Origin of the sequence: Streptomyces sp. HUAS YS2 (genome assembly GCF_033343995.1) — a bacterium.
In the GTDB taxonomy this organism is placed as follows: Bacteria; Actinomycetota; Actinomycetes; order Streptomycetales; family Streptomycetaceae; genus Streptomyces; species Streptomyces solicathayae.
Window position 1 is genome coordinate 645,335 of the sequence record NZ_CP137573.1, and the last position, 23,182, is coordinate 668,516.

The following is a 23,182-nucleotide window of genomic DNA, read 5'->3' on the forward strand; positions in this document are numbered from 1 at the left end:
TGTGTGGCGCAATGCCGTCCCGGTAGTCATGCCTGCAACATAGTCCACCGAACCGAGCCGATGCCAACAGCGAGGCTGGCGCAATCTCCCCCCGGGGTCGCGGCAGAGTTCTACGATGTCGGCTGTCGCGCCAGGACAGTTGAGGTAGAGGGGGAGCGCTCCATGTCGTCGCAGCTCGTACAGCTGGAGATGCCGGACGGCCAGGTTCTCTGGGCCACCGTGGCCGAGGACGACGGGCCGAGTGACTCCGGACTCGGCGACCGGCTCACGGAGAAGCTGCACGGCTTCCACGAGTCCCTCCAGGTCGTGGCGACGAACGTGCGCGACGCGGTGGCGTCGGCCCGCCCGGACGAGGTGAGCGTGGAGTTCGGCCTGGAGCTGGCGGCCGGCGAGAGCGGCGTCGTCGCCGCGCTCGTGGGGGGCAGCGGCAAGGCCGCCTTCAAGGTGACGCTGACCTGGAACGGGGTGGCGGAGCACGCCGCACCGGCTCCGCAGGCCGCGACCGGGCCCGTGCCTGTCCCCGCGTCGTCCCCGGCGGTGGACTGAGCGCGACCCGACCCGGACGTCATCGTGAAGGACCAGTCGGTGTGAGCGGCCCGTACCCGTGAGCGGACAGACCTCGTTGTCCCGGCTCCAGAGTCTGCTGGAGAACTGCCGTGTCCTCGTCACCGGAGTGACGCAGGGCACCGGCTTCCTCGTCGCGCCCGGATACGTGGTGACCTGCGCACATGTCGCCGGGTCAGCGCCCGGGACGTGGGTGCCGGTGGTGTGGGGCGGCGCGGAGTACACCGGTGTGGTCCGCGCGGCCTCGGCAGCGGCCCGGGGCGACGGACTGTGGCCGTACCCGGATCTGGCGATCGTGGAACTGGCCGATCCGCCGGCCTGGCACCCCTGCGTCTGGCTGGACACCCTGCCGATCGCCTCGGGCACCGAGCTGACCGCGGTCGGCTTCTCCGGCGTGTACGACCGCCGTGCGGCAGCGGAGCGGATGGCTCTGCTCACCGTCGGCGGCCGGCACTCGTTCCAGGGCGGCCCCATGGTCGAGCTGACGGGCGGCGAGGTGAACCACGGGCTGTCCGGCGGTCCGGTGCTCAACCACCGCTCCGGGGGCGTCTGCGCCGTCGTGAAGGCGACCCGGAAGAAGGACACGGACATGGGCGGCCTGGGCACGCCCGTCACCGCGCTGCGACTGCTGGAACCGTCCGTGTACCGGGAGTTGATGCGCGCCCATGACCGCTTCCACCTGGCCGACGAGCGCTGGGCGGCGCTGTCCGACCGGGTCGCGGAGGAGGCGGGCGGTGCCGCGGCCACGCAGCTCGCACCCGCCTCGGCCCGAGCTCTCCTGGGGGTGCTGGCCGAGCTGCCGGTACGGACCGAGGCCGCGTCGCACATGGCGGCGTACGTGGCCGCGTCGCCGGAGGGCATGCCCCCGCCGCCGGGCCCGCCGCTCCTCGACCACCGCGACGTGTTCACGGACCTGGCCGCGCTGATGCCCCCGGACCCGGGTGTGCTGCCGTACGAACTGGCCTTCGCGGCGGACCGCACCCGCGAGGCGACCCGCGACGAGGGACCGGACGCGGGGCGGGGCAAGAGCGGGGCGGATGCGGCTCTGATGCTGCGGGACCATGTCTTCATCGCGGCCGGCGAGCTCCGCCTCGGGAAGGAGGCGCGGCGACGGCTGGACGCGGGCCCCCGGTCGTACGCCACGCAGGCGAGCGGGACCGGGGCGATCGGACTCGGGGCGGGGGCATGCGACATGCGGGACGCGGCGCCCCATGACACCCGGCCGTCGGTCGTCGGCAGGATACGGCACTCGATGCGCGACCGGCGCTTGTACCACGTGATGGTGTGGCGGTTCCGTTCGCCGACGGACGTCACGGCCGCGGGCCCGGAGTCGGACGCGCTGCCACTGGCCGACGCGGTCGCCCTGTTGTCGGAGCGGCTGCCCGAACAGGTCAAGATCATGGGCGAGTCGGGCGAGACCGGTCTCATCGAGCTGATCCTGCCCAAGGAGGCGCTCGACGAGGGGTTCCCGCAGGTCCGGATGCCCCCACCGTGGGAATCGTGGCGGCTCGGCGGCAAACAGCACGTCGTGGTGCGCCCGTTGGAGCGACACGAGGCGCCGGCCCTGCGCGGGGCGCTGGAGCGGCGCTGGCGGCAGCTCGATGACCGGACGGTCGGCGAGGCACTGGTGTGCGTCTGTGGCCGGGACGCCCAGCACGAGGCGGCCCTGGGGGCTTCGTTCGAGCTGGACGAGACGCTGGCCGCGCTCGCCCTGGCGGGTTCGCCCCGATCCGGGCCGGTCGGGGACGCGTACCGGGTGGCGGTGGTCTCGGGGGTGCCGATGATGATGTGGCACCGCAACAGCGCTGCCTGCGAGCGCGGGGACGGCACGCCGTGCGGGGTGCCGGGGCGGCAGTCCTGCACCGGCTCGTTCTACACGGCCGCCCGCAAGCACCTGGGGCATGCCGCCCGCGACGAACTCCCCGAACAAGTTCGGAGGTTACGCCTCGGCGCTCTGCTGCCGCGACAGGACGGCGGCGACCACATCGGCGAGGACATCGTGCTGCTCTGGGACGACCCACGGCGGCAGATCCCGCCCGTGCCGTTGGCTCCGGCCGAGGAAGGAAGATCCTGATGGGCGAATGGCTGATCTACCGCGGTGTGAGCGAACCGCACGACGGCATCGACGAGCTGCCCGACCCGCCCCCGTGGCGGGACTTCGCGCACGACGGGCGGCTCACGCCGTTCGACCGCACCGCCGACGACGGCGGCGCCGATCGTCGGCTGCCCGGCGCCGACGCGTACCGGGCGGACGAGGGCACCGTGGAGGCGGTCAACACCGCCCTGTACCTGCGTCGGCCGCTGCTGGTGACCGGCGACCCCGGGGTCGGCAAGTCGACCCTGGCGCACGCGGTCGCCCGGGAGCTGAAGTTGGGTCAGGTACTGCGCTGGCCGGTCAACAGCAAGACCGAACTGCGCGACGGCCTGTACCGGTACGACTCGCTCGGCCGGCTGGAGGAGGCCGGCGTGGCCCGCGAGCTGGGCACCGGCGGCGGCCAGGGCGCCGCCGACCTCGGCCGGTACGTACGGCTCGGTCCGCTCGGCACCGCCCTCGCGCCGTACGCGCTGCCCCGCGTCCTGCTCATCGACGAGATCGACAAGTGCGACATCGACCTGCCGAACGACCTCCTCGACGTGTTCGAGGAGGGCTCCTTCGAGATCCCGGAGCTGTCCCGCGTCGCGGACACGCAACCCGAGGTGCGCGTCCGCCCCGCGGACGACGGAGAGGCGGTGTCGGTCGTCCGCGGAACGGTGCGCTGCCACGCCTTCCCGTTCACGATCCTCACCAGCAACGGCGAACGCGAGTTCCCGCCCGCCTTCCTGCGCCGCTGCGTCCGGCTGCACCTACCGGCCGTGGACGACGACGAGCGGCTGCGCGCCATCGTCCGTGCCCATCTGCCCGGCGCGGACGGCCACGCCGACGCGGTCATCGCGCGGTTCCTGCGGCGCGCCGCGTCGGGCGAGCTGGCCACCGACCAACTCCTCAACGCCGTCTACCTGATGAGCCGCACCAGCGGCGCCGGCGCCCCGGACCTGGACCGGCTGAGCGAGCTGGTCTTCCACCATCTCAATGTGACGGTCCCGGCGGAGTCGTGATGGAGCGGCTGGCCGCGCTGCTGCGTGCCCTCGATCCGGACGGGGGGAACGCGCCACCGAACGCCCGGGAGGTCGCGGAGCTCCTGTGGTTGGCGGGCGCGTTGCCGGGGCCGGCGGCCGGAGACGACGCGGATGCGACGGCCGGGCGGCCGCGCCCGGAGGCCTCGGATCGCACGACGTCGGCCGACGGCGCGGCGGGCCCGCCCGCGGAGGTCGACGCGCCTCCCACGCGGCTGTTCCTGCCGGGCCCAGAGCACGACGACGGGGCGGCGGCGGAAGAGGAACGGGCCGAGGTGACGGGCACGGCCGCGACCGAACGGGCCGCGCCGGTCCGGGTATCCGGTCCCGCCGCCCTGCCTCGTGCCCGGGAACTCGGGCGCGCGCTGCGGCCGTTGAAGCGCCGGGTGCCCTCGGCGGTACGCACCGTGCTGGACGAGGACGCGACGGCGGGCCGGATCGCCGAGCACGGGCACTGGCTGCCCGTGCTCGTCCCTGAAGCCGACCGCTGGCTCGACGTCTCGCTCGTCCTGGACGCGTTCGACGGCGGTGCGGCGTTCTGGGAGCCGCTCGGCCGCGAACTGCGCACACTGCTGCAACGGCTCGGCGCGTTCCGTGACGTACGGCTCCACCACCTGCTCCCGCGCGCCGACGGCACGGCGGGCCTCGCCGCGGGGCCCGCGGTCCCCGACCACCAGGTGCGCGCACCGGGATTGTCGGTCGACCCGGCGGGCCGCACGCTGACACTGGTCCTCACCGACGGGGTGTCTCCCGCCTGGCGCACCCGGACGCTGCTCGGACCCCTGCACACCTGGGCGACGGGCGGCCCGACAGCGATCCTGCAGGCGCTCCCCGAGCGGGTCTGGGACAGCACGGCCCTGGCGCCGGAGCCCGGCCGCTTCCGCAGCACGGAGGCGGGCGGCCCGAACACCCGCCTGCTGTACGAGGGGTACCGCCTGGACGCCACGCCGACGGCCCCGGGTGCTGTCGCGGTGCCCGTGCTCGGCATCACGCCGGAGTGGCTGGCCCCGTGGGCGCGGGCGGTGGCAGGGCCCGGGGCGTTCGACAGCGCGGCGGTCGTGGTCCCGGCGGCGCCGCCCGGGTGCACACCGCGGGTTCCCGAACCCCGCGCGGGGTTCGAGGAGTTCCGCGCCCGTGCTCACCCGGAGGTCTTCCGGCTGGCCACGTACCTGGCGGCGGCGCCGCTGAACCTGGCGGTGATGCGGACCGTCCAGGCCGCGATGGTCCCGGACAGCCCGCCGTCGGACCTGGCGGAGATCGTCTACAGCGGGCTTCTGGAGCGCGTCGGCGCCGCCACCCGCGCCGACGGACCCCTGGACCGCGCGTACGACTTCGCCCCGGGCGTCCGCGAACGTCTTCTGTCGACCCTCCGCCGCGACGAGGCCGACGACGTCATCACCGCGGTCTCCACCTACTACGAGCGCCACTCCCCCGGCTTCACCGCCCGCTTCACCGCGGCGGTCACCGACCCGGACGGCCCGCTGACCCTCCCGGTCGGCGCCAGACACTGGGCGGAGGTGCACAGTCTGGTCCGGCGCAAGCAGGGGCGGGGGGTGGCGCGGGTCGCAACGCGGCGGGACGGTCTGCCGGAGGCGGAACGGGAGGAGGAGCGGCCGCGGGTGGCTCGAGAGGGCCGCCGGTTCCTGATCACGATCGCGGTGTCGGACTACGCGGACGGACCGGTACGGGGCGTTCGGGAGGATGTGCTCCGCGTCGGGGAAGCGTTCGGCCACCTGAGTTACGAGCACCCGCTGAGCCTCCTGAACCCGTCCGCGTCGGTGATCGAGCGTGCGGTCACCGAATGGGCCGAGGCCGTCGGACTGCACGCCGACGACGCGGTCGCGGTGTACTACGCGGGCCACGCCGGCTTTCCGAACGGCCGGGCCGCCCTCGTGGCGACGGACCACGGCTCCGACACCCAGGCGGGGCTCCTGCCGTTGGAGGACGCCTTCGCCGGGCTGCTGCGGAGCGAAGTCGGGCATGTCCTGTTCCTGTTCGACACCTCGCTCCACCACGCGGCGAACGAGGACCATCCTCTTCGGTACGTGTTCGACGCGGCTCGCGCAACGACGAACATCTGGGCACTGACGATGCCGATCAGCCGCGAGAGCGCGGACGGCAGCGATTTCACCAAGGCGGTGTCCCATGCTCTGAGGACTCCGGAGGCCGATCCGGCGGTCCCGTTCGTGTCGGTCGAGAGGTTCCACCAGCGGCTGGGGCAGATCCTCCGGGGCAACCAGACCCCGCAGGAGGTCCGTCTCAGCACCAGGACTTCGGACGCCACGCCGGCCCCGTTCTTCCCGAATCCCTCCTACGCATCGCGGCAATTCGCACCGAACGTCGCCGCTCTCACCGCGGTGTCGACCTGGCTGCGGACCGGCGTCGGGAGCACTTGTCTGGTCGTCGGCTCCGACGGCTTCGGCCGGCTGAGCCTCCTCAGCGACGTGATCGAGCTGGGCGCTCCCGGCAACCCCTTGCGGCAGGGACTGCCGCAGGAAACACTCCCGCCGGCGGCCGCCCGGTACCTCACGCTGCGCGAAGCCGAGGTCGGCGGGGTTCCTTCCACCGGCGAACAGGTCGTCGTCGTCGCCGACGACGTCGGCACGCACCACGCCGACACGATCGACGCGCTGGCCGCCCTGCGGAACGTCAAGGTCATCGCGGCTCCCGGGCCGGGAGAGGAGCTCATCCTCGACGGCGAAGCGCTCGTCATCGACCTCGACAGCCCCGAGTACCGGCTCCCCATGGAGCAGTACGTCCACTCCCTCCTCTCGCCCGGCGCCGTGCCCAGGAACGAGGCGCGAGTGCTCGCCGACCAGATCGCACTGCTCTCCGGGCAGTCGAGGACGATGGCCCGGCTGCTGGTCGACCGTGTGCGACAGCTGACCGACCGCGAGCGGCACACGGGCGGCGTCACCGTACCCGAGATCGCCGGCGCGCTCGACGCGTTCGTCCAGCGTTTCGACGAGACGGCCCGGGACACCGTCCGCCGGCTCCTGAAGTCGCTGGCGTACGCCAAGGGGCAGGGCGTCTCGGTCACCGAGTGGCAGGCGATGACGACCGCGGTGTTCGGCGGGCGCTGCCGGTCGAGGGATATCGAGTGGTTCGCCTCGCACACCGACGAGCTGATCGTGATGTCCGCCGGCCCCGACGGCGTCTGGTTCCGCCTCCCGCACCCGGCACTCGCGGACGCCCTGCGCATCGACGACGACCAGACGGCCCATCAGGCCGCGATCACGCAGACCCTGACCTCGCTGGTGCCACCCCGCCCGGGCCTCTCGGGCCCGGACTGGCCCCGCGCCGGACGCTACACACGCCGCCACCTGGCCTCGCACGCGGCCGACGGCGACGTGCTCGGCACGCTGCTCGACGACACCGGCTTCCTCGTGGCGGCGGACCCGACCCCGGACCTCCTGGACGCCCTGGCCTCCTTGGAGGACGGGCGTCGGCGGCGCGACGTCGCCGTGTACCAGCAGTCGTACGAACGGCTGCGGACGGAACTCTCCCCCGCCGCCCGCCGGGACATCCTCGCGTTCGGCGCTCTGAGTCACGGAGACGTGGATCTCGCACGCGCGCTCGCGAAGGACTGTATCTGGACTCCCCACTGGTGCACCGAGGACGAGGCCGTCACCGCCGTGGAGTCCGCGGTGGCCCGGGCCAAGCCCCTCGTCGCGTCCGGTCACGAGGGCGGATTCGTCGAGGTCCGGGACCTGTCCACCGGGCAGAGGCTGTCGCGAACCCGGACGAGCGGGGGCGTTGCCACGCTCACGTGCGTGCACCCCGACGGAACGCCGCACGTGGTCGCCCTGGACGCCGAGGGATTCGCGACGCTGTTGCGTCTCGACGACGGTTCGGTGTGGGCCCAGCACCGCCACCGGGCGTCCTCCGGTCCGCCGGTGGCCGCGACGGGCTTCGATCTGGACGACGGTGCCTACGTCGTCGCGACACCCGTCAACGGGCTGCACGCGGAGCTCTGGAACGCCGTGACCGGAGCCATCCGGCGCACGCTGACCCTGTCGAGCGGCATCGTGGACATGGCGCGCACGCATGTGTCCGGCCGGCCGCATGTGGTCGCCGCCGCCAGGGAGCGCCTGCACGTGAACGCTCTGGACCAGGACGACAACCGGTTCGCCCTGCCGTTCGCGGCACCCGTCACCACCGTCTCCTGCACGTACGTCGACGCCGTGCCCGTGGCCGTTGCCGGGACGGCGGACGGGAGGGCGCAGACCTGGGACCTCCAGCGCCGCGCCCGCCTGCACACACTCTGGCTCGGGTCCCCCGTCGGCACCGTCGTAGCCGGGCTCGTGGGCGGTGTCCCGCACGCCGTCGCCACCGGGGCCGACGACCCGGTGGCCTACATCTGGAACCTCACCCAGGCGGAGCCCGACGTGCACCGGATCCATCTCCCGGCCCCCGCCTCCGCACTGGCTCTCACGTACCGCTACCTGAGCCTCGTCATCGACGGCAGCCTGTATGCGCTCAAGATCGACCTCTGAGAGGTTTCGAAGGGGGCGCCTGGCCCGGGCTTTCACCCGGGCCAGGCACCCCTTCCGTCGCGCCCGCGTGTGGCGTTCAGTCGCAGCAGTCGCAGCAGCACTTGCACGGGTTGCAGCAGCCACCGCCGCCGCCGCATCCGTCACCCGAGCCACCGCCGGAACCACCTGAGCCACCCGAGCCCCCGGATCCCTGGCCGCCGCCCCAACCACCCGAGGAGCCACCTGAGTTGCCGCCGCCCTGACCGCCGCCGAACCAGCCGTCACCGCCTGAACCGTCCCTGCCGGAACCGTCCCGAGTCGAGCCGCCGTTGCGGTTGCCGTCACCGAACTGCCAGGATTCTCCGTCGTCCTGGCCGTCGTCGCAGCGGCAGCAGTTGAAGCACGACCCGCAATCGGCGCACAACCGGCGCCACTCGCCGCACCGTCGGCACTGCCCCTCCGGCGGTCGGCCCGAGGCCATCGCTCCGCCCACCGGGGCCGCGCCCGTGAGCACCCCGACGCCGCAGGCCGCGCCCGTGCCGGTCTCCGCCGGCGTTTCCGTCGCCGTACGACGTCCCAGCCAGGGCAGCATGCGCGGGCCCCGCGCCTGCCGACGGTGCTCATGGTGACGATGCCGAGGGTCGAAGGCTCGCTCGACGGCACGCTCCAACTCGCCGCCCAGAAGCGCCTGTACGAGCCGCCCGTCGACGAACTCGGCGTCGGACAGGGCGAGTCGGATTCCATGGACGGCGTCGTCGCATAGCCGGCGCACCTCGGCGCGGTGTGCGCCGGTCACCGCGATCGGGTTCCACGCGCCTGACGCCTCGTCCGCGTCCAAATCCTCCACCGCGTCCAGCAGATGCGCCAGCCGGCCGAACAGGCGGCCGGCTTCCGACAGCGGTCCTGTGTTGCCCGGGCGGTCCGTGAGCACCGCGGTGTACGCGAAGGCTGCCGCGGTCGCCGTCTCCGTGGGCTCCGTGACCGTCAGCAGAGAGCCACCGGGTCCGGTCGAACGCTCGATCTCCGGCTGGCGCTCGACCGCCTCGAGCAGCACCCCGGTGTCGAAGCCGAGTCGTTCGCCGCCCGTGGCGCCCGCACGGGCCCAGCGGTGGGCGATCCGGCGGGACGCCGTCGCCACCGGGCGGCGGCCCAACAGGCCGTCGCCGTCGGCCACATGGTCGCGCACCTTCGCCGCGGCCAGCACCAGCGACACCGTCGCCGCCAGCCGGGCGCCCTCACCCTGTGCCACGTCCGCCGACCGCATCCCGCGCAGCGGGCACGGACCGGCGCCTCGCCGCCAGTCCCCGGAACGCTCCGACTGCGCTTCGGTCAGCACCGAGATGATCAGGCCGTCGTAGTTGGTGGCCACCCTGGCGAACTGCCCGTACTCGCTGCGCAACGCCAGGCACAGCCCGCACAGATGCGCCATCCACTCGGTACGCAGGCCCTCGCCCAGCCGATGGCGGCACGGCCTGATGATTCCGAACACCGAAGTTCTCCCCCGTAGGAACAGTTGTCCGGCCGCGTAGGCCGTCGCAACAGCCTTCCATACGAAGCTCGTCGACCTTCCGGGTGGCCGGTGGTCAGCGTTCGGCGGATCGAGCTTCAAAGTTTGCGCACACGTTGCACACATTCCCCTCACTCGGTCGGGTCCTATGGTCTACATTGACCATGCTTCGCACGCAACAAACAGTGATCTGCGCGCTACGGACAGCCAGCAGGCGGGTTTCCGCGTACCTCGGGACTCCGGCAGGACATACGAGTCTGCTGCCGCTCGGGTGGGTGTTCAAGTAGCGCGCATCGGCCGGTGTGCCGTTCACCGGGGGCGGGGGGCTCCCGGAGCGAGGAACAGTGTTGGACGAACATGTCGAACCACTGGGGACCTGGGGGGTTCTGTGCGGCAAGGGGGATTGGTCAGCCCGTTTCCACCGGCGGGCGGACGTGTGGCGAGCGGGGAGATCAGCCGGACCACGAGCGACTGGGAACAGCGGTACCGCCGTACCGTGATCACCAGCGACACCGTCGCCACCGCCTTCGTGGTGGCGACGATCGGCAACTTCTTCGGCGCCCGGGACGCGGCCAACTGGCATGAGAAATGGGGGATTCTCGCCTTCGGCACCGAGCTGCTGGTGCTGGGGGCGCTCGCGGTGAGCCGGTCGTGGGCTCCGGCGGTGCTCGGCCAGGGCGCCGAGGAATTCCGCCGGCTCGGTCGCTCACTGCTGACGGCGACCGTCGTGCTGGCGCTCGGCGGGATCGCCCTCACCTCGCGCAACATCAAGCTCTGGATCTTCGTCGCGATCCCGGCGATCGCGCTCGTCACCATGACCGCTCGGTATCTGCTGCGCCTCTGGCTGCACAGGCAGCGGAACGAAGGACGATGCCTCAGACCCGTGCTCGCTGCCGGCAGCCCGGCCACGCTGCGCGATCTGATCACCCGGACCCGCAAGTTCCCGCACCTCGGCTGGCGGGTGGAGGCGGTGTGCACCACGGACGGTCTCGGGCCCGACGGTGACCGACTCGACGGAGTTCCGGTCGTCGGCCGGCTGACGGATGTCGCCGGCCACGTCCACCGCGACGGCTACCGCGTCGTCGCGGTCACTCCGGACCCGCACTGGTCGCCCGACCGGCTGAAGCGGCTGGCCTGGAACCTCGAGGGCAGCGACGCCGAGATGATCGTGGCCCCCGTGCTGATGGAGGTGGCCGGACCGCGGCTGCACGTCGACGCGGTGCTCGGGATCCCGCTGCTGCGGGTCAGCATGCCGACCTTCACCGGCGGCCGCCGGGCGGTCAAGGGGGTCGTCGACCGGTTGGGCGCGGTGATCCTGCTGATGCTGTTCGCGCCCCTGATGGTGTTCGTCGCGCTGCTCGTGCTGCTGGAGAGCCGGGGCGGGGCGTTCTACCGCCAGCGCAGGGTCGGCAGGGACGGCCGCGAGTTCACCATGCTCAAGTTCCGCACCATGGTCGCCGGGGCCGACGCGGCGCGTGCCGAGCTGGCCGACCTCAACGAGGGCGCCGGCCCACTGTTCAAGCTCCGCCGGGATCCGCGGGTGACCCGGGTGGGATCAGTGCTGCGCCGGTACTCGATCGACGAACTCCCGCAGCTCTTCAACGTGCTCACCGGATCGATGTCGCTCGTGGGTCCGCGGCCGCCTTTGCCGGAGGAGACCGCCGCGTACGGCCCGGACATCCGGCGGCGGCTGCTGGTCAAGCCCGGGCTCACCGGTCTGTGGCAGATCAGCGGACGCAGCGACCTGTCGTGGGAGGAAGCGGTCCGGCTGGACCTGCGGTACGTGGAGGACTGGTCGCTGGCACTGGACACGGTGATCTTGTGGAAGACGCTGCGGGCGGTGCTCTACGGCCAGGGGGCCTACTGATGCATGGGGATCGTCGTCCGGCCGGGATACGGACCGCGGGCCGGAAGGGCCTGCCAGGGGGGAGGAACGGGAGATGAGAGTCAGCGTTTTCGGGCTCGGCTACGTGGGCTGCGTGTCGGCCGCGTGCCTGGCCGGCATGGGTCACGAGGTCATCGGGGTGGACGTGAACCAGGTGAAGGTCGACCTGGTCAACGACGGCAAGGCCCCGGTGGTCGAGGAACGGATCGGCGAACTCATCGCCGAGGTCGTGCGGACCGGAGCTTTACGAGCCACCGGCGACGTCCGCGAGGCGATCATGGAGAGCGACGTGTCGCTGGTCTGCGTGGGCACGCCGTCGGAGCCCAACGGCAGCCTGTGCACCACGTATCTGGAGCGGGTCACCGAGGAGATCGGCGCCGCGCTGGCGGAGCGGGGTGGGGCGCACACCGTCGTGTTCCGCAGCACCATGCTCCCGGGCACCTGCCTGAACCTGCTGGTGCCGATCCTGGAGAAGTACGTCGGCGGCACCGCCGGGGTGGACGTCGGCGTCGCGGTCAACCCGGAGTTCCTGCGCGAGGGCACGAGCGTGCGGGACTTCTTCGACCCGCCCAAGACCGTCATCGGCGAACTCGACCCGGCGAGCGGCGACATCGTGGCGGCACTGTACGAAGGACTGCCCGGCGAGGTGTTCCGGGTGCCGATCCCGACCGCCGAGGCGATCAAGTACGCGGACAACGCGTTCCACGGCCTCAAGATCGGCTTCGCGAACGAGCTGGGCGCGGTGTGCCAGGCGCTCGGGGTGGACTCCCACCAGGTGATGGACGTGTTCCTGGCCGACCGCAAGCTGAACATCAGCCCCGCCTACCTGCGGCCCGGCTTCGCCTTCGGCGGCTCCTGCCTGCCCAAGGACCTGCGCAGCCTGGTCCACGCGGCACAGCGCGCCGACGTCTCGGTGCCCATCCTCGCCCACGTGCTGCCCTCCAACTCCGAACATCTTCGCCGCGCGGTGGAGTTGGTCGAGCGCACCGGCAAGCGCCGGGTGGGTCTGTTCGGGCTGTCGTTCAAGCCCGGCACCGACGACCTCCGTGAGAGCCCGCTCGTCGAGCTGGCGGAGAGGCTCTTCGGCAAGGGGTACGACCTGCGGATCTACGACCCCAACGTGAACCTCTCCCGGCTGCTCGGCGCCAACCGCGAGTACATCGAGACCCGGCTGCCGCACCTCGCGCAGCTGCTCGCGGAGTCCGTCGACGAGGTGCTCGACCATGCCGAGGTGTGCCTGGTCGGGACCATGGATCCGGCCGTGCTCGCGGCGCTGCCCCATGGCGACGGCCCGCTGATCGTCGACCTCGTCCGCCTTCCCGACGCCGACGCGCGCCGGGCCGAACCGGGGTACATGGGCCTTGCTTGGTGACACGAAGAGCGGCGACGGGCTCGGCCGGCGCGCGCTGATCCTGGTGGAGAACCTGTCGGTGCCGTTCGACCGGCGGGTGTGGCAGGAGTGCACGACGCTGCGCGACGCCGGCTGGGAGGTGCACGTCATCTGTCCCCGGGGGGAGAAGCGGGACAGGGAACCGGAGGCGGTGATCGACGGGGTGCGGATCCACCGCTACCCGTTGCGCGCGGCCACCGGAGGGCCGGCCGGCTTCCTGCAGGAGTACGGAACGGCGTTGTGGCACACGTTCCGGCTGGCCCGCAAGGTCGGCCCGGTCGACGTGGTCCACGCCTGCAATCCGCCGGACCTGTTGTTCCTGCCTGCGCTGTGGCTGAAGCGGCGCGGGACGCGGTTCGTCTTCGACCAGCACGATCTGGTCCCCGAGCTGTACCTCTCCCGGTTCGGCCGCGGCAAGGACCTGCTCTACCGGGCCGTGTGCGCGCTGGAACGGATGACCTACCGGACCGCGGACGTCGTGCTCGCCACGAACGAGAGCTACCGAAACGTCGCACTGCGCCGCGGGCGTGTGCGGCCGGAGAACGTCTTCGTGGTGCGCAGCGCGCCCGACATCGAACGCTTCCACCCGGTGCCGGCCGAGCCGGACCTCAAGCGCGGCAAGCCTCATCTGCTGTGCTACCTCGGGGTGATGGGCCCTCAGGACGGCGTCGACTACGCCTTGCGGGCCCTCGCGAAGCTGCGCGACGAGCTCGGGCGGGCCGACTGGCACGCGGTGTTCGTCGGCGCCGGCGACGCCTTCGACGCGATGGTCGAGCTGTCCCGGCGGCTCGGGCTCTCGGAGCAGGTGCAGTTCACCGGACGCATTCCGGACGCCGACCTGGTGCGCTACCTGTCCACCGCGGACGTGTGCCTCTCCCCCGACCCGCGCAATCCGCTCAACGACGTGTCGACCATGAACAAGGTCCTGGAGTACATGGTCATGGGCCGGCCGATCGTCTCGTTCGACCTCCGGGAGGCGCGAGTCTCCGCCGGTGACGCCGCCGTCTACGCGACCGCCGACGACGAGGGCGAGTTCGCCGGGCTCATCGCGCGGCTCCTCGACGATCCGGAGGAGCGGGCCCGGATGGGCAAGATCGGCCAGGAGCGGATCAGCGGGGAGCTCTCATGGCGGCGCTCGCAGCAAGCGCTGCTGGCCGCGTACGCCGTCGCCGTCCGCGACCGCGCTCCCGTGACGGGGGCCGGCCCGGTCAGGTCAGGGAGAAGGCCGCGTCGTTGAGCGATGACTCGATACGCCTGGTCACGATCGGGCGGATTCTCCGTCGGCGCCGGCGGCTTCTCACCCTCCTCACCCTGGTGGGTGCGCTCGTCGGCTTCGGCATCTCGCTGCTGATGCCGCCGCGCTACACGACCTCGGCATCGGTCCTGATGCCGGGGGCGTGGGGGGAGCGCGAGCTGCTGACCCAGTCGGAGATCGCGACCAGTTCGGTGGTGCTCGAACGCGCCGCCGCCGCGCTCGGCCTGCCCGGGGTCGACGGCAACGAGTTGCGGGAACAGGTGACCGCCAAGGCCGCCGACGGGAACATCATCAAGATCTCGGGCACGGCCGAGACCCCGGAGCGCGCCCAGCGACTCTCGGACCAGGTGGCCCAGCAGTTCGTCACGTTCGTCGAGCAGATCGAGGGCGACAGCACCGCCGAAGGGGCGGCGGCGCCCGAGGCGTTGCGTCAGCTGGTCACACAGACCAGCCGCCGTATCGCGGAGCTGGCCGATGCGGCCGGTTCGGGGCAGAGCGTGGAGAGCGTGCAGACCCGTACCGAGCTCGCGAAGCTGCGCACCTCCCTGCAGGAGGCCGTGGACAAGCTGGCGGAGGTCGACCCGGCAGCCGCCAAGGCCAACCTGGTCGTCATGGGCCCGGCGGTCCGGCCGGCCGACGAGGCACCGCCGACGAGGACGCAGCTCATCGGCGCCGGAGCGCTGCTGTTCTTCCTGCTCACGGTCATCGGTCACCTCGCCGCCGCGCGGATGAGCCGCCGGCTGCGCACCGAGCCGGAGATCGCCGCGGCACTGGGCTCGACGCTGCTCGGCACCGTCGACGTACCCGGTGAGCCTTCCGGGCACCAGGCGGAACGCCGTGGCCCGCGGGCCCTGATCCGCCGGCTGCTCGGCCTCGACATCCGGTGGGACATGCCGACCCCGCGGACCTCCGGCGACGAGGCCGGCAGGAAGGTCCGCTACCGGCGGGTGTCCGCCCGGCTCCGGGAACGGGTGTCGGCACCCCTGCGGGTGCTGTTCGTCGTCCCGGACGGGGACGAGAGCGCCCGTCGGGCAGCCGGGCAGCTCGTCACCGAGGCGGAGAGCGCTCCTTCCCCGGGCTCTTCGAGCAGGGGACGTCCAGAGCTGCGGGTGGTGGAGGTGTCGGTGTCCCGGCCTATGGTTCCGGACCGCGAGGACGAGTCCGGTGCCGTCGTCGTGCTCAGCGCGGGCAGCTGGACCGCAGGGGAGCTGGCGGGCATCGCCGAGGCGTGTGCCGACGCCCGGCACGAGGTCATCGGCATCGTCCTCGCCGACCCGGTCCGGTCCCGTCCGTCGCGTGCCGCCGGACGTCATCGGGACGCCGCCGCACCGGCGCTCGCGGTCGGCGCCGACTCGACGGGAGGTTCGGGGTGACGACGAGTACGACGTCGGAGGCACCGACCGCCGCTCCGCTGCTCGACCTGCACGTGCTGGTTGTGGCGGTGCGGAGGCGTCGTCGCCTCTGGGGCTCCCTGGCGCTCCTGGGGCTGCTCGCCGGCGTGGCGCTGGCGGTCCTGCTGCCGCCGCCGCCGACCGCCGTGACCAAGTTGCTGGTCGCGCATCAGGAGGACCAGCCGAACGACCCCGGAACACTGATCCGCACCGATGTCGCGCTGCTGCAGACCACCCGGATCGGCGGCAAGGCCCTGAAGTCCCTCAACTCCACCGAGGAACCCGAGGAGTTCATGAAGGACTACGAGGGTGTCGGCCTGACCAACAACGTGCTGCAGATCAACGTGACCGGTGACAGCGACGCGGAAGCGGTGGCCCGCGCCCAGGCGCTGGCCGACGCGTTCATCGCGGACCATGTGAGGCGGATCAAGGAAGCCGCGAACTCCGAGGCCAAGGCCCTGCTCGACCAGCGTGACCGGCTGCGGGCGGAACTCACGCAGGTCAACAAGTCGATCGGGGACCGAACGCCGACGAGCGGGCCGAAGACATCGGCGGACATGGAGTCGCTCTTCGCCCGCCGGGCCGAACTCACCTCACGGATCGCCGATTTCGATCAGCGCGCCACCGAGGCGCGCATCGGCGCGCCCCATCTCATCGCCGGCACACAGATCGTGGACGCCCCACGCCCCGTGCGGCACTCCCTGGCCAAGGCGGCCGCCACCGACGCCGCGATCGGGCTCGCCCTCGGACTCGCCCTCGGACTCGCGGTGGCCGCGGTCACCGCGGTGGTGGCGGACCGCCCCGTGCTGCGCCGGGAGATCGCGGCGAACCTCGGCGCCTCGGTCATCGCGGAACTGCCGCTCCGATCGGGCGGGTTGTGGCGGCGCCGCCGGATCCGGGCGGCACGCGAACGCCTCACCGCGTCCCTGGCGCGCACCGTACGGGGCTCCGCGGAACCGCTGTCTCTCCTGGAACTGGGCTGTGCGCGCAGCACGAGTGCGATCGCCCTGGACCTCGCCAGGGCACTGGCGGCGGACGGGCCGGTGGCCGTCATCGACGGCCTGCCCGGGCCGCACCTCGCCGACCGCCGCCCGAAGCCGGGAGACCCGACCGTGGTCGGCGGCGAGCGTGCCGCGTCCCTCTCTCCTCAGGAGCGCCGGGTCGGGGTCGGCTCGGTGGCGCCCGGCGCGGCGTGGACCGACCTCCAGTACCTCGGCACTCGGACGGTGCTGGTCGTGCGTGCCGGGCACGGCAGCGCCGCGTGGCTGCACACCGTGGCGCGTCAGCTCGCGGACCAGCACATTCCGGTGATCGGTGTGGTGCTGATCGACCCCGATCCGCGTGACCGGACGGACGGCACGCTGTGGGACGGGCTGCAGACCGCGCTGCGCGGCAGGAACGAGCGGCCGGCCCGGCAGGACATGGCCGGCCGGCGGCTGGCGGAGCGGGTACCGAAGTGGGCCGCGCGGGTCCCGGACAACGACCAGGAGGTGCGGTAGGACATGTGTGGCATCGCAGGCACGTACCGATGGCCGGACGGGAAGGCGGTGACCGACCGGCTCACCGACACCCTCGCCCACCGGGGCCCGGACGGGGCGGGCAGGTACAGCCACCCGGTCGGTGACAGCGAGGTGCACCTCGGGCACCGCCGGCTGGCCATCGTCGACCTGTCCGAGACCGGCGCCCAGCCGATGGTCTCGAACGGCCTCGTCCTGACGTACAACGGCGAGCTGTACAACGCGCCCGAGCTGCGCGCCGAACTGGCCGCCGCGGGGGTGCGCTTCCGCGGGACGTCCGACACCGAGGTGGTGCTCGAGGCCTGGCGGCGCTGGGGTACGGACTGTCTGCCCCGGCTGCGCGGCATGTTCGCGTTCGGGATCTTCGACGAGCGAACCGGTGACCTGGTCCTCGCCCGCGACCAGCTCGGCATCAAGCCGCTGTTCCTGCTCCGCCGCGGCGACGGTCTGGTGTTCGCCTCCGAGCTCAAGGCACTCGCCGCCGCCACCGGCGGATCGCTGGAGGTGGACCACGGGGCGCTGGTGGCCTCGTTGCTGTACTACTGGGTGCCGGACTCGCGGTGCGCGTTCCGCGAGGCGGAGAAGCTGCCGCCGGGCAGCTGGCTGAGATGCCGGCCCGACGGCCGGACGGAACGCGGCCGGTTCTGGCACCTCAAGGATGTCGCCGCCGAGGGCCGGGAGCGGGCCCTGAGCGGTGAACAGCCGGATCTGGCCGCCATCGTCGAGGAGTCGACCAAGCGGCATCTGCTCGCCGACGTACCCGTGGCGACCTTCCTCTCCGGCGGTCTCGACTCCAGCTATCTGACCGCGCTGGCGGCCCGTCACCAGCCCGGGATCTCCGCGTACACGATCGGATTCCGCGCCGAGGACGCCAAGTTCGAGGCCATGCCGGACGATCTGCGCTATGCCCGGCAGGTGGCCCGACGGTTCGGCGTAGACCTGCACGAGATCGAGATCGCCCCGAACGTGCTGGATCTGCTGCCGCAGATGACGTACTCCCTGGACGAGCCGATCGGCGACCCCGCCGCGATCAACACTTTCCTGATCTGCTCGGCCGCCCGGGAGGCCGGGGTCAAGGTGATGCTCTCGGGGATGGGCGCCGACGAGCTGTTCGCCGGTTACCGCAAGCATCTGGCCAACCTGATCGCGCTGCGCTACCAGCGCGTCCCGCGGCCCCTGCGGCGCGGCCTGTCCGCGGCCGTCGACCGGTTGCCGGTCGCCACGGCCCGCCGGGGGTACCGGTCGGTGCGGTTCGCGAAGCGGTTCCTCTCCTTCGCCGACCTGCCGGAGGAGACCGCGTTCCGGCGCAGCTACACCATGTACGACCGGGACGAGCTGCTCGCCCTGGTCGATCCGGACCTGGCCGGGACCGTCGAGGACGTGCTCACCGAGCATGCGGACGTCTACGAGGACAACGAGCTCGACGACTTCGTCAACCGCATGTGCCTGGGCGACGCCCGGATGTTCCTGCCGGGCCTGAACCTCGCGTACACGGACCGGTCGAGCATGGCCGCGTCGACCGAGGTGCGGGTGCCGTACGTGGACGTCGAGGTGGTCAGGGCGGCGTTCGCCGTGCCCGGCGATCGCAAGATCGTCGGACGGCAGGGCAAGGCCGTCCTCAAGGAGGCGGCGACCTCGATCCTGCCGCGCGAGATCGTGTACCGGCCCAAGGGCCTGTTCAGTGCCCCGCTGCGGGCCTGGATGAGCCGGGATCTCGCGCCGCTGGTACGCGAGGTGGTGAACGACGGCGTGCTCGTCGGTTCGGGGCTCCTGCGCCGCGACGCGCTGGCCCGCATGGTCGCCGAGGACGCCGCCGGGCAGCGGGACTTCTCCAAGCATCTGTGGCACGTGCTGACGCTCGAGTACTGGTACCGCGACGCGACCTCCGGGTCCGGCCGGATCAATCGGTTGACGGCTTAGGAATTCAGAGGAGTTCGGGTTGAAACAGGTCGTGCAGAACTACAAGAGCGGCGAGCTGGCGGTGCTCGACGTGCCGGTGCCGGGGTGCAAGCCGGGCGGTGTGCTGGTCCGCACCGCCTACTCGCTGATATCCACCGGGACCGAGCTCATGAAGGTGTCCGAGGCCGGCATGTCGATGCTGGGCAAGGCGCGCTCCCGGCCGGACCAGGTGGCCAAGGTCATGCAGAGCGTGGCCACCAACGGCGTGCCCGCCACCTACCGCAAGGTGATGGGCAAGCTGGACTCCTACACCCCGCTGGGCTACTCGCTGTGCGGGGTGGTCGAGCAGGTCGGTACCGGGATCGACGATGTGAAGGTCGGCGACCTCGTCGCCTGCGCCGGCAACGAGCACGCGCTGCACGCCGAGCTGAACTGGGTACCGAAGAACCTCTACGCCCGGGTGCCGGACGGCCTCGCGCCGCAGCACGCGGCCTTCGGCACCGTCGGGTCGATCGCGTTGCAGGGCGTCCGCCAGGGCGAGCCGCGGCTCGGCGACGCGGCGCTGGTCATCGGCCTCGGGCTGATCGGGCAGCTGGTGGTGCAGCTCCTCGTCGCGTCGGGGGTCCGCGTCGTCGGAGTCGACCCCGACCCGGTGCGCTGCGAGCTCGCCGAGAGCCTGGGCGCCGCGGCCTGCGGCGATCCCGCGTCCGCGGCCGTGGAGGCCGCCGTCGCCGAGCTCACCGACGGCCACGGCGTGGACCAGGTGTACCTGGCCGCCGGCGGCGGCAGCAATCAGCCCGTCGAACTGGCCGCCCGGCTGTGCCGGGACCGCGGCCGGGTCGTCGACATCGGCAAGTGCCGCTTGGACCTGCCGTGGAACGCGTACTACGAGAAGGAGCTCGACGTCCGGTTCTCCCGCAGTTACGGCCCCGGGCGCTACGACCCGGAGTACGAGCTCGAGGGGCGGGACTACCCGATCGGCTACGTGCGCTGGACCGAGCGTCGCAACCTGGCGTGCTTCCTCGATCTCCTCGCCCGCGACAGCGTCGACGTGGGGCCCCTGGTCTCCCACATCGCCGACTTCGACGACGCCGTCGAGACGTACCGGCGCCTGAAGGACGGCGAGTTGAAGGCCGTGGCCGTGCTGTTCCGGTATCCCGAACCGGCGGCGGAAGGCGAATCGGAGGCCCCGGTGGTGACGGTGCCCGCGGTCGAGCGAGGCAGCGGCGCGGTGGCCGGCTCCGGCAGGCCCGCCGGAACACCGGTGCGGCTGGCGTTCGTCGGCGCGGGAAACTACGCGACGTCGATGCTGCTGCCGCACCTGGCACAGCGCGACGGCGTCGAGCTGTCGGCCGTCGTCACCACGACGGCGCTGTCCGCGGCCAACGCGCAGCGGAAGTTCGGCTTCGCCCGTGCGACCACCGATCTCGACGCCGTGCTCGGCGACCCGTCCGTCGACGCGGTGTTCGTGGTCACCCGGCACAGCTCGCACGCCGAGCTGACCCGGAAGGCGCTGCTTGCCGGCAAGGCCGTGTTCGTGGAGAAGCCGTTGGCGCTGACCGAGGACGAGCTGGCCGGTGTACTCGCGGCGGTGGAGGAGTCCGGCAACGACCGGCTGCAGGTGGGCTTCAACCGCCGGTTCGCGCCGCTCCTGCAGGAGGCCAGGACGCGGTTCGGCGCCCGGACCGGTCCGGCCAGCCTCCGCTACCTGGTCAACGCGGGTCAACTGCAGCACGGCAGTTGGTACCTGCAGCAGGGCACCGAGGGCTCGCGGTTCGCCGGTGAGGGCGGGCACTTCATCGACACGGCGAGCTGGCTGCTCGACGCCGACCCGGTCTCGGTGTACGCCGTCGCGACGGCCGGCAACGAGGACCTGCAGGTAGTGCTGCGCTACGCCGACGGGTCCACCGCCACCATCAGCTACGTCACCACCGGCGCGCCCGGCTTCCCCAAGGAGACGCTGGACCTCGTCGCGGACGGCAAGGTGCTGCGGCTGGACGACTTCGTCCGGGCCTCGGTGTACAGCCGCAAGCGGTGGGTCAGCTCGCGGTTGCCGAAGGCCCGGGACAAGGGCCAGAACGCGGAGCTGGCCGCGTTCGTCAAGGCGGTGCGGACCGGCGGGCCGATGCCGGTGCCGCTGGAGTCGCTGGTCGCCACCACGGCGGCCACCCTCGCCGTGCGGACCGCCCTGGCGGGCGGCGCGCCGGTGACGTTGGCGAGGGCGCGATGACCATGAGCGCGGGTTGGTACCTGCGGCGGCTGTCCCGCATGGGGCCGCGGGAGGTCGGCGACCGGGCGGGCGACGCCTTGCGCAGGCGGCGTTGGCGCTCGGCGCCGCCCCACTCCCCCGGTGTGACCGGCGCCCGGTTCACCGCGGGACTGCCCGTGGGCACGATCGACACGCTGCCGCCGGACGCCGCGAAGCGCCTCGTCGCCGAGGCGGACCGGCTGATGGCCGGGCACGCCGAGTACTTCGGGGTGCCCCGCGACGACCTGGTCGACCCGGACTGGTGGCGCGACCCGAAGACCGGGCGCCGGGCACCGTCGGGCTACGCCTTCGACGTGCCGTACCGGAACGAGGACGCGGTCGGGGACATCAAGCAGATCTGGGAGCTGTCCCGGCATCAGTACCTCACGGTGCTCGCCGCCGCATACGCGATCACCGGGGACGAGCGGTACGCCGAGCGGGTCGCCGCGCACCTGCGGTCGTGGTGGGCGGGTAACGCGCCGCTGCGCGGTGCGCACTGGATCAGCGGCATCGAGCTGGGGATCCGGCTGCTGTCCTGGGTGTGGATCCGCCGGCTGCTCGACGGCTGGTCCGGCGCGGCCGGGCTGTTCGAGGGCAACCCGGTGGCGCTGAACCAGATCTGGCACCACCAGCGCTGGCTGGCCGCCTTCCCCAGCCGGGGGTCCTCGGCGAACAACCATGTCATCGCCGAGGCCGCGGGGCAGTTCGCGGCTGCCTGTGCGTTCGACTGGTTCCCCTCCTCGGAGCGCTGGCGAGCCGACGCGCTGCGGTCGCTGGAGCGTCATCTGCGGAGCAACACCTTCGTCTCCGGCCTCAACCGCGAGCTGGCCACCGAGTACCACGGACTGGTGCTGGAGCTCGGCCTGGCCGCGGTGGCCGAGGCGGATGCCGCCGATGTGCCGGTCCCCGCGTCGATCCGGCTGGTCCTGCTGCGGATGACCGACGCGCTCGCGGCCGTCGTGGACGACCGGCTGCGGCCGCCGCGCCAGGGGGACGCGGACGACGGGCACGGCCTGGTCCTGGACGGCGCGGGCACCGACCGCTGGGCCTCGCTGCTGGCGACCGGGGACGCCGTGTTCGGCCGGCTCGCCTGGTGGCCCGTGGTGACCGGCACTGATGTGCGCACGCCCCTACTGGCGGCGCTCGTCAGGCCGTACGCGAAGAACGGAACCGTGACCCGCCCGGCGAGCCGCCCGGCCCATTTCGCCGACGCGGGGCTCACCATCCTGCGGGGCCCTGGGAAGGTCTGGGTCCGCTGCGACGGCGGTCCACACGGATTCCTGTCCATCGCCGCGCACGCCCACGCGGACGCGCTGTCCGTGGAGGTCCGGCACGACGGGGTCGACGTACTCGCCGACCCGGGGACGTTCTGCTACCACGGGCAGCCCGAGTGGCGGCAGTACTTCCGGTCGACCCTCGGCCACAACACCCTGCAATGGGACGGTGGTGACCAGTCCGTCTCCGGTGGCCCGTTCCTGTGGACCCGGCATGCCCGTAGCCGCGTCCTGGTCGCGGACACCTCCACCGAGGCGGTGGCCCGCTGGTGCGCCGAGCACGACGGATACGAGCGCTCCGTGCACCGGCGCCGGGTGGAGCTGACCGCCGCGAGCGAGGAGCTGCGCGTGGTCGACGAGGTCCGCGGCGACCGCGGGACGGTGCGCCTCGCGTTCCACCTCGGTCCGGCGATCGCCGCGGAGCTCGTGGGGAACCGGGCGGTGCTCACCTGGACCCGGGACGGCGAGGACCGCTCCGCGGTGCTCGATCTGCCCGAGCAGCTGTCCTGGCAGGCACATCGCGGCGAGACCGATCCGCCGCTGGGCTGGTACTCGGCCGGCTTCGGGCGCAAGGAGCCCACCACGACGCTGGTCGGCACCGGCTTCGCCGACGGCACCGCGAAGTCGGGGGAGTTCATCACCGTACTCGGGTTTCGCGGCTAG

At 72.4% G+C, this 23,182-nt stretch carries 13 protein-coding genes; 12 read left to right on the plus strand and 1 reads right to left on the minus strand.

Going from position 1 to position 23,182, the window contains the following annotated elements; all coding sequences use genetic code 11:
* The first annotated feature begins 162 nt into the window (after positions 1-162).
* Genes R2D22_RS03175 through R2D22_RS03190 form a run of 4 tightly spaced genes read left to right on the plus strand, consistent with a single transcriptional unit; the run spans position 163 to position 8,174 of the window.
* Complete coding sequence (locus tag R2D22_RS03175) at positions 163-546, plus strand: CU044_2847 family protein (protein WP_318101052.1); 384 nt, start codon at positions 163-165, stop codon at positions 544-546.
* Positions 547-604: 58 nt separating this feature from the next.
* Positions 605-2,638 (plus strand): VMAP-C domain-containing protein, encoded by a 2,034-nt coding sequence (locus R2D22_RS03180; RefSeq protein ID WP_318101054.1) that lies wholly within the window; start codon positions 605-607, stop codon positions 2,636-2,638.
* The gene (locus tag R2D22_RS03185) at positions 2,638-3,660 is read left to right on the plus strand and encodes an AAA family ATPase (RefSeq protein ID WP_318101055.1); all 1,023 of its coding nucleotides are present in this window, start codon (positions 2,638-2,640) and stop codon (positions 3,658-3,660) included. The genes R2D22_RS03180 and R2D22_RS03185 overlap by 1 nt, the downstream gene beginning before the upstream one ends.
* Positions 3,660-8,174 (plus strand): SAV_2336 N-terminal domain-related protein, encoded by a 4,515-nt coding sequence (locus R2D22_RS03190; RefSeq protein ID WP_318101057.1) that lies wholly within the window; start codon positions 3,660-3,662, stop codon positions 8,172-8,174. Before R2D22_RS03185 ends, R2D22_RS03190 begins: the two co-directional genes overlap by 1 nt.
* 76 nt (positions 8,175-8,250) lie before the next feature.
* Here R2D22_RS03190 and R2D22_RS03195 read toward each other — a convergent pair whose 3' ends face one another.
* Positions 8,251-9,642 carry a DUF5685 family protein gene (locus tag R2D22_RS03195; RefSeq protein ID WP_318101059.1) on the minus strand — a complete coding sequence of 464 codons (1,392 nt, stop codon included), beginning with the start codon at positions 9,640-9,642 and terminating at the stop codon, positions 8,251-8,253.
* Between the two features lie 406 nt (positions 9,643-10,048).
* Here R2D22_RS03195 and R2D22_RS03200 point away from each other — a divergent pair, with 406 nt between their 5' ends.
* The 8 genes from R2D22_RS03200 to R2D22_RS03235 all read left to right on the plus strand — a co-directional run bounded on the left by R2D22_RS03200 (position 10,049) and on the right by R2D22_RS03235 (position 23,182).
* A complete protein-coding gene (locus R2D22_RS03200; RefSeq protein WP_318101061.1) occupies positions 10,049-11,527 on the plus strand; it encodes a sugar transferase in 1,479 nt (492 codons plus the stop codon).
* A 73-nt stretch (positions 11,528-11,600) separates the two neighbouring features.
* Positions 11,601-12,917 (plus strand): nucleotide sugar dehydrogenase, encoded by a 1,317-nt coding sequence (locus tag R2D22_RS03205; RefSeq protein ID WP_318101063.1) that lies wholly within the window; start codon positions 11,601-11,603, stop codon positions 12,915-12,917.
* Positions 12,907-14,172, plus strand: a complete 1,266-nt coding sequence (locus tag R2D22_RS03210) for a glycosyltransferase family 4 protein (RefSeq protein WP_318101064.1) — start codon at positions 12,907-12,909, stop codon at positions 14,170-14,172. Before R2D22_RS03205 ends, R2D22_RS03210 begins: the two co-directional genes overlap by 11 nt.
* Positions 14,169-15,563: a Wzz/FepE/Etk N-terminal domain-containing protein gene (locus R2D22_RS03215; protein WP_318101065.1), complete on the plus strand. Its 1,395-nt coding sequence runs from the start codon at positions 14,169-14,171 to the stop codon at positions 15,561-15,563. The genes R2D22_RS03210 and R2D22_RS03215 overlap by 4 nt, the downstream gene beginning before the upstream one ends.
* On the plus strand, positions 15,560-17,080 hold the full coding sequence (locus R2D22_RS03220) for a Wzz/FepE/Etk N-terminal domain-containing protein (protein WP_318101067.1): 1,521 nt from the start codon (positions 15,560-15,562) through the stop codon (positions 17,078-17,080). Before R2D22_RS03215 ends, R2D22_RS03220 begins: the two co-directional genes overlap by 4 nt.
* A 3-nt stretch (positions 17,081-17,083) precedes the next feature.
* On the plus strand, positions 17,084-19,018 hold the full coding sequence (gene asnB / locus R2D22_RS03225; protein ID WP_318101069.1) for an asparagine synthase (glutamine-hydrolyzing): 1,935 nt from the start codon (positions 17,084-17,086) through the stop codon (positions 19,016-19,018).
* 19 nt (positions 19,019-19,037) lie between these two features.
* Positions 19,038-21,227 carry a bi-domain-containing oxidoreductase gene (locus R2D22_RS03230; RefSeq protein WP_318101070.1) on the plus strand — a complete coding sequence of 730 codons (2,190 nt, stop codon included), beginning with the start codon at positions 19,038-19,040 and terminating at the stop codon, positions 21,225-21,227.
* Positions 21,224-23,182 carry a heparinase II/III family protein gene (locus tag R2D22_RS03235; RefSeq protein ID WP_318101071.1) on the plus strand — a complete coding sequence of 653 codons (1,959 nt, stop codon included), beginning with the start codon at positions 21,224-21,226 and terminating at the stop codon, positions 23,180-23,182. Before R2D22_RS03230 ends, R2D22_RS03235 begins: the two co-directional genes overlap by 4 nt.

Coding starts and splice junctions, on each gene's coding strand:
- R2D22_RS03175 (WP_318101052.1), top strand. CDS start 163: ATGTCGTCGCAGCTCGTACAGCTGGAGATGCCGGACGGCCAGGTTCTC.
- R2D22_RS03185 (WP_318101055.1), top strand. CDS start 2,638: ATGGGCGAATGGCTGATCTACCGCGGTGTGAGCGAACCGCACGACGGC.
- R2D22_RS03190 (WP_318101057.1), top strand. CDS start 3,660: ATGGAGCGGCTGGCCGCGCTGCTGCGTGCCCTCGATCCGGACGGGGGG.
- R2D22_RS03205 (WP_318101063.1), top strand. CDS start 11,601: ATGAGAGTCAGCGTTTTCGGGCTCGGCTACGTGGGCTGCGTGTCGGCC.
- asnB (WP_318101069.1), top strand. CDS start 17,084: ATGTGTGGCATCGCAGGCACGTACCGATGGCCGGACGGGAAGGCGGTG.
- R2D22_RS03235 (WP_318101071.1), top strand. CDS start 21,224: ATGACCATGAGCGCGGGTTGGTACCTGCGGCGGCTGTCCCGCATGGGG.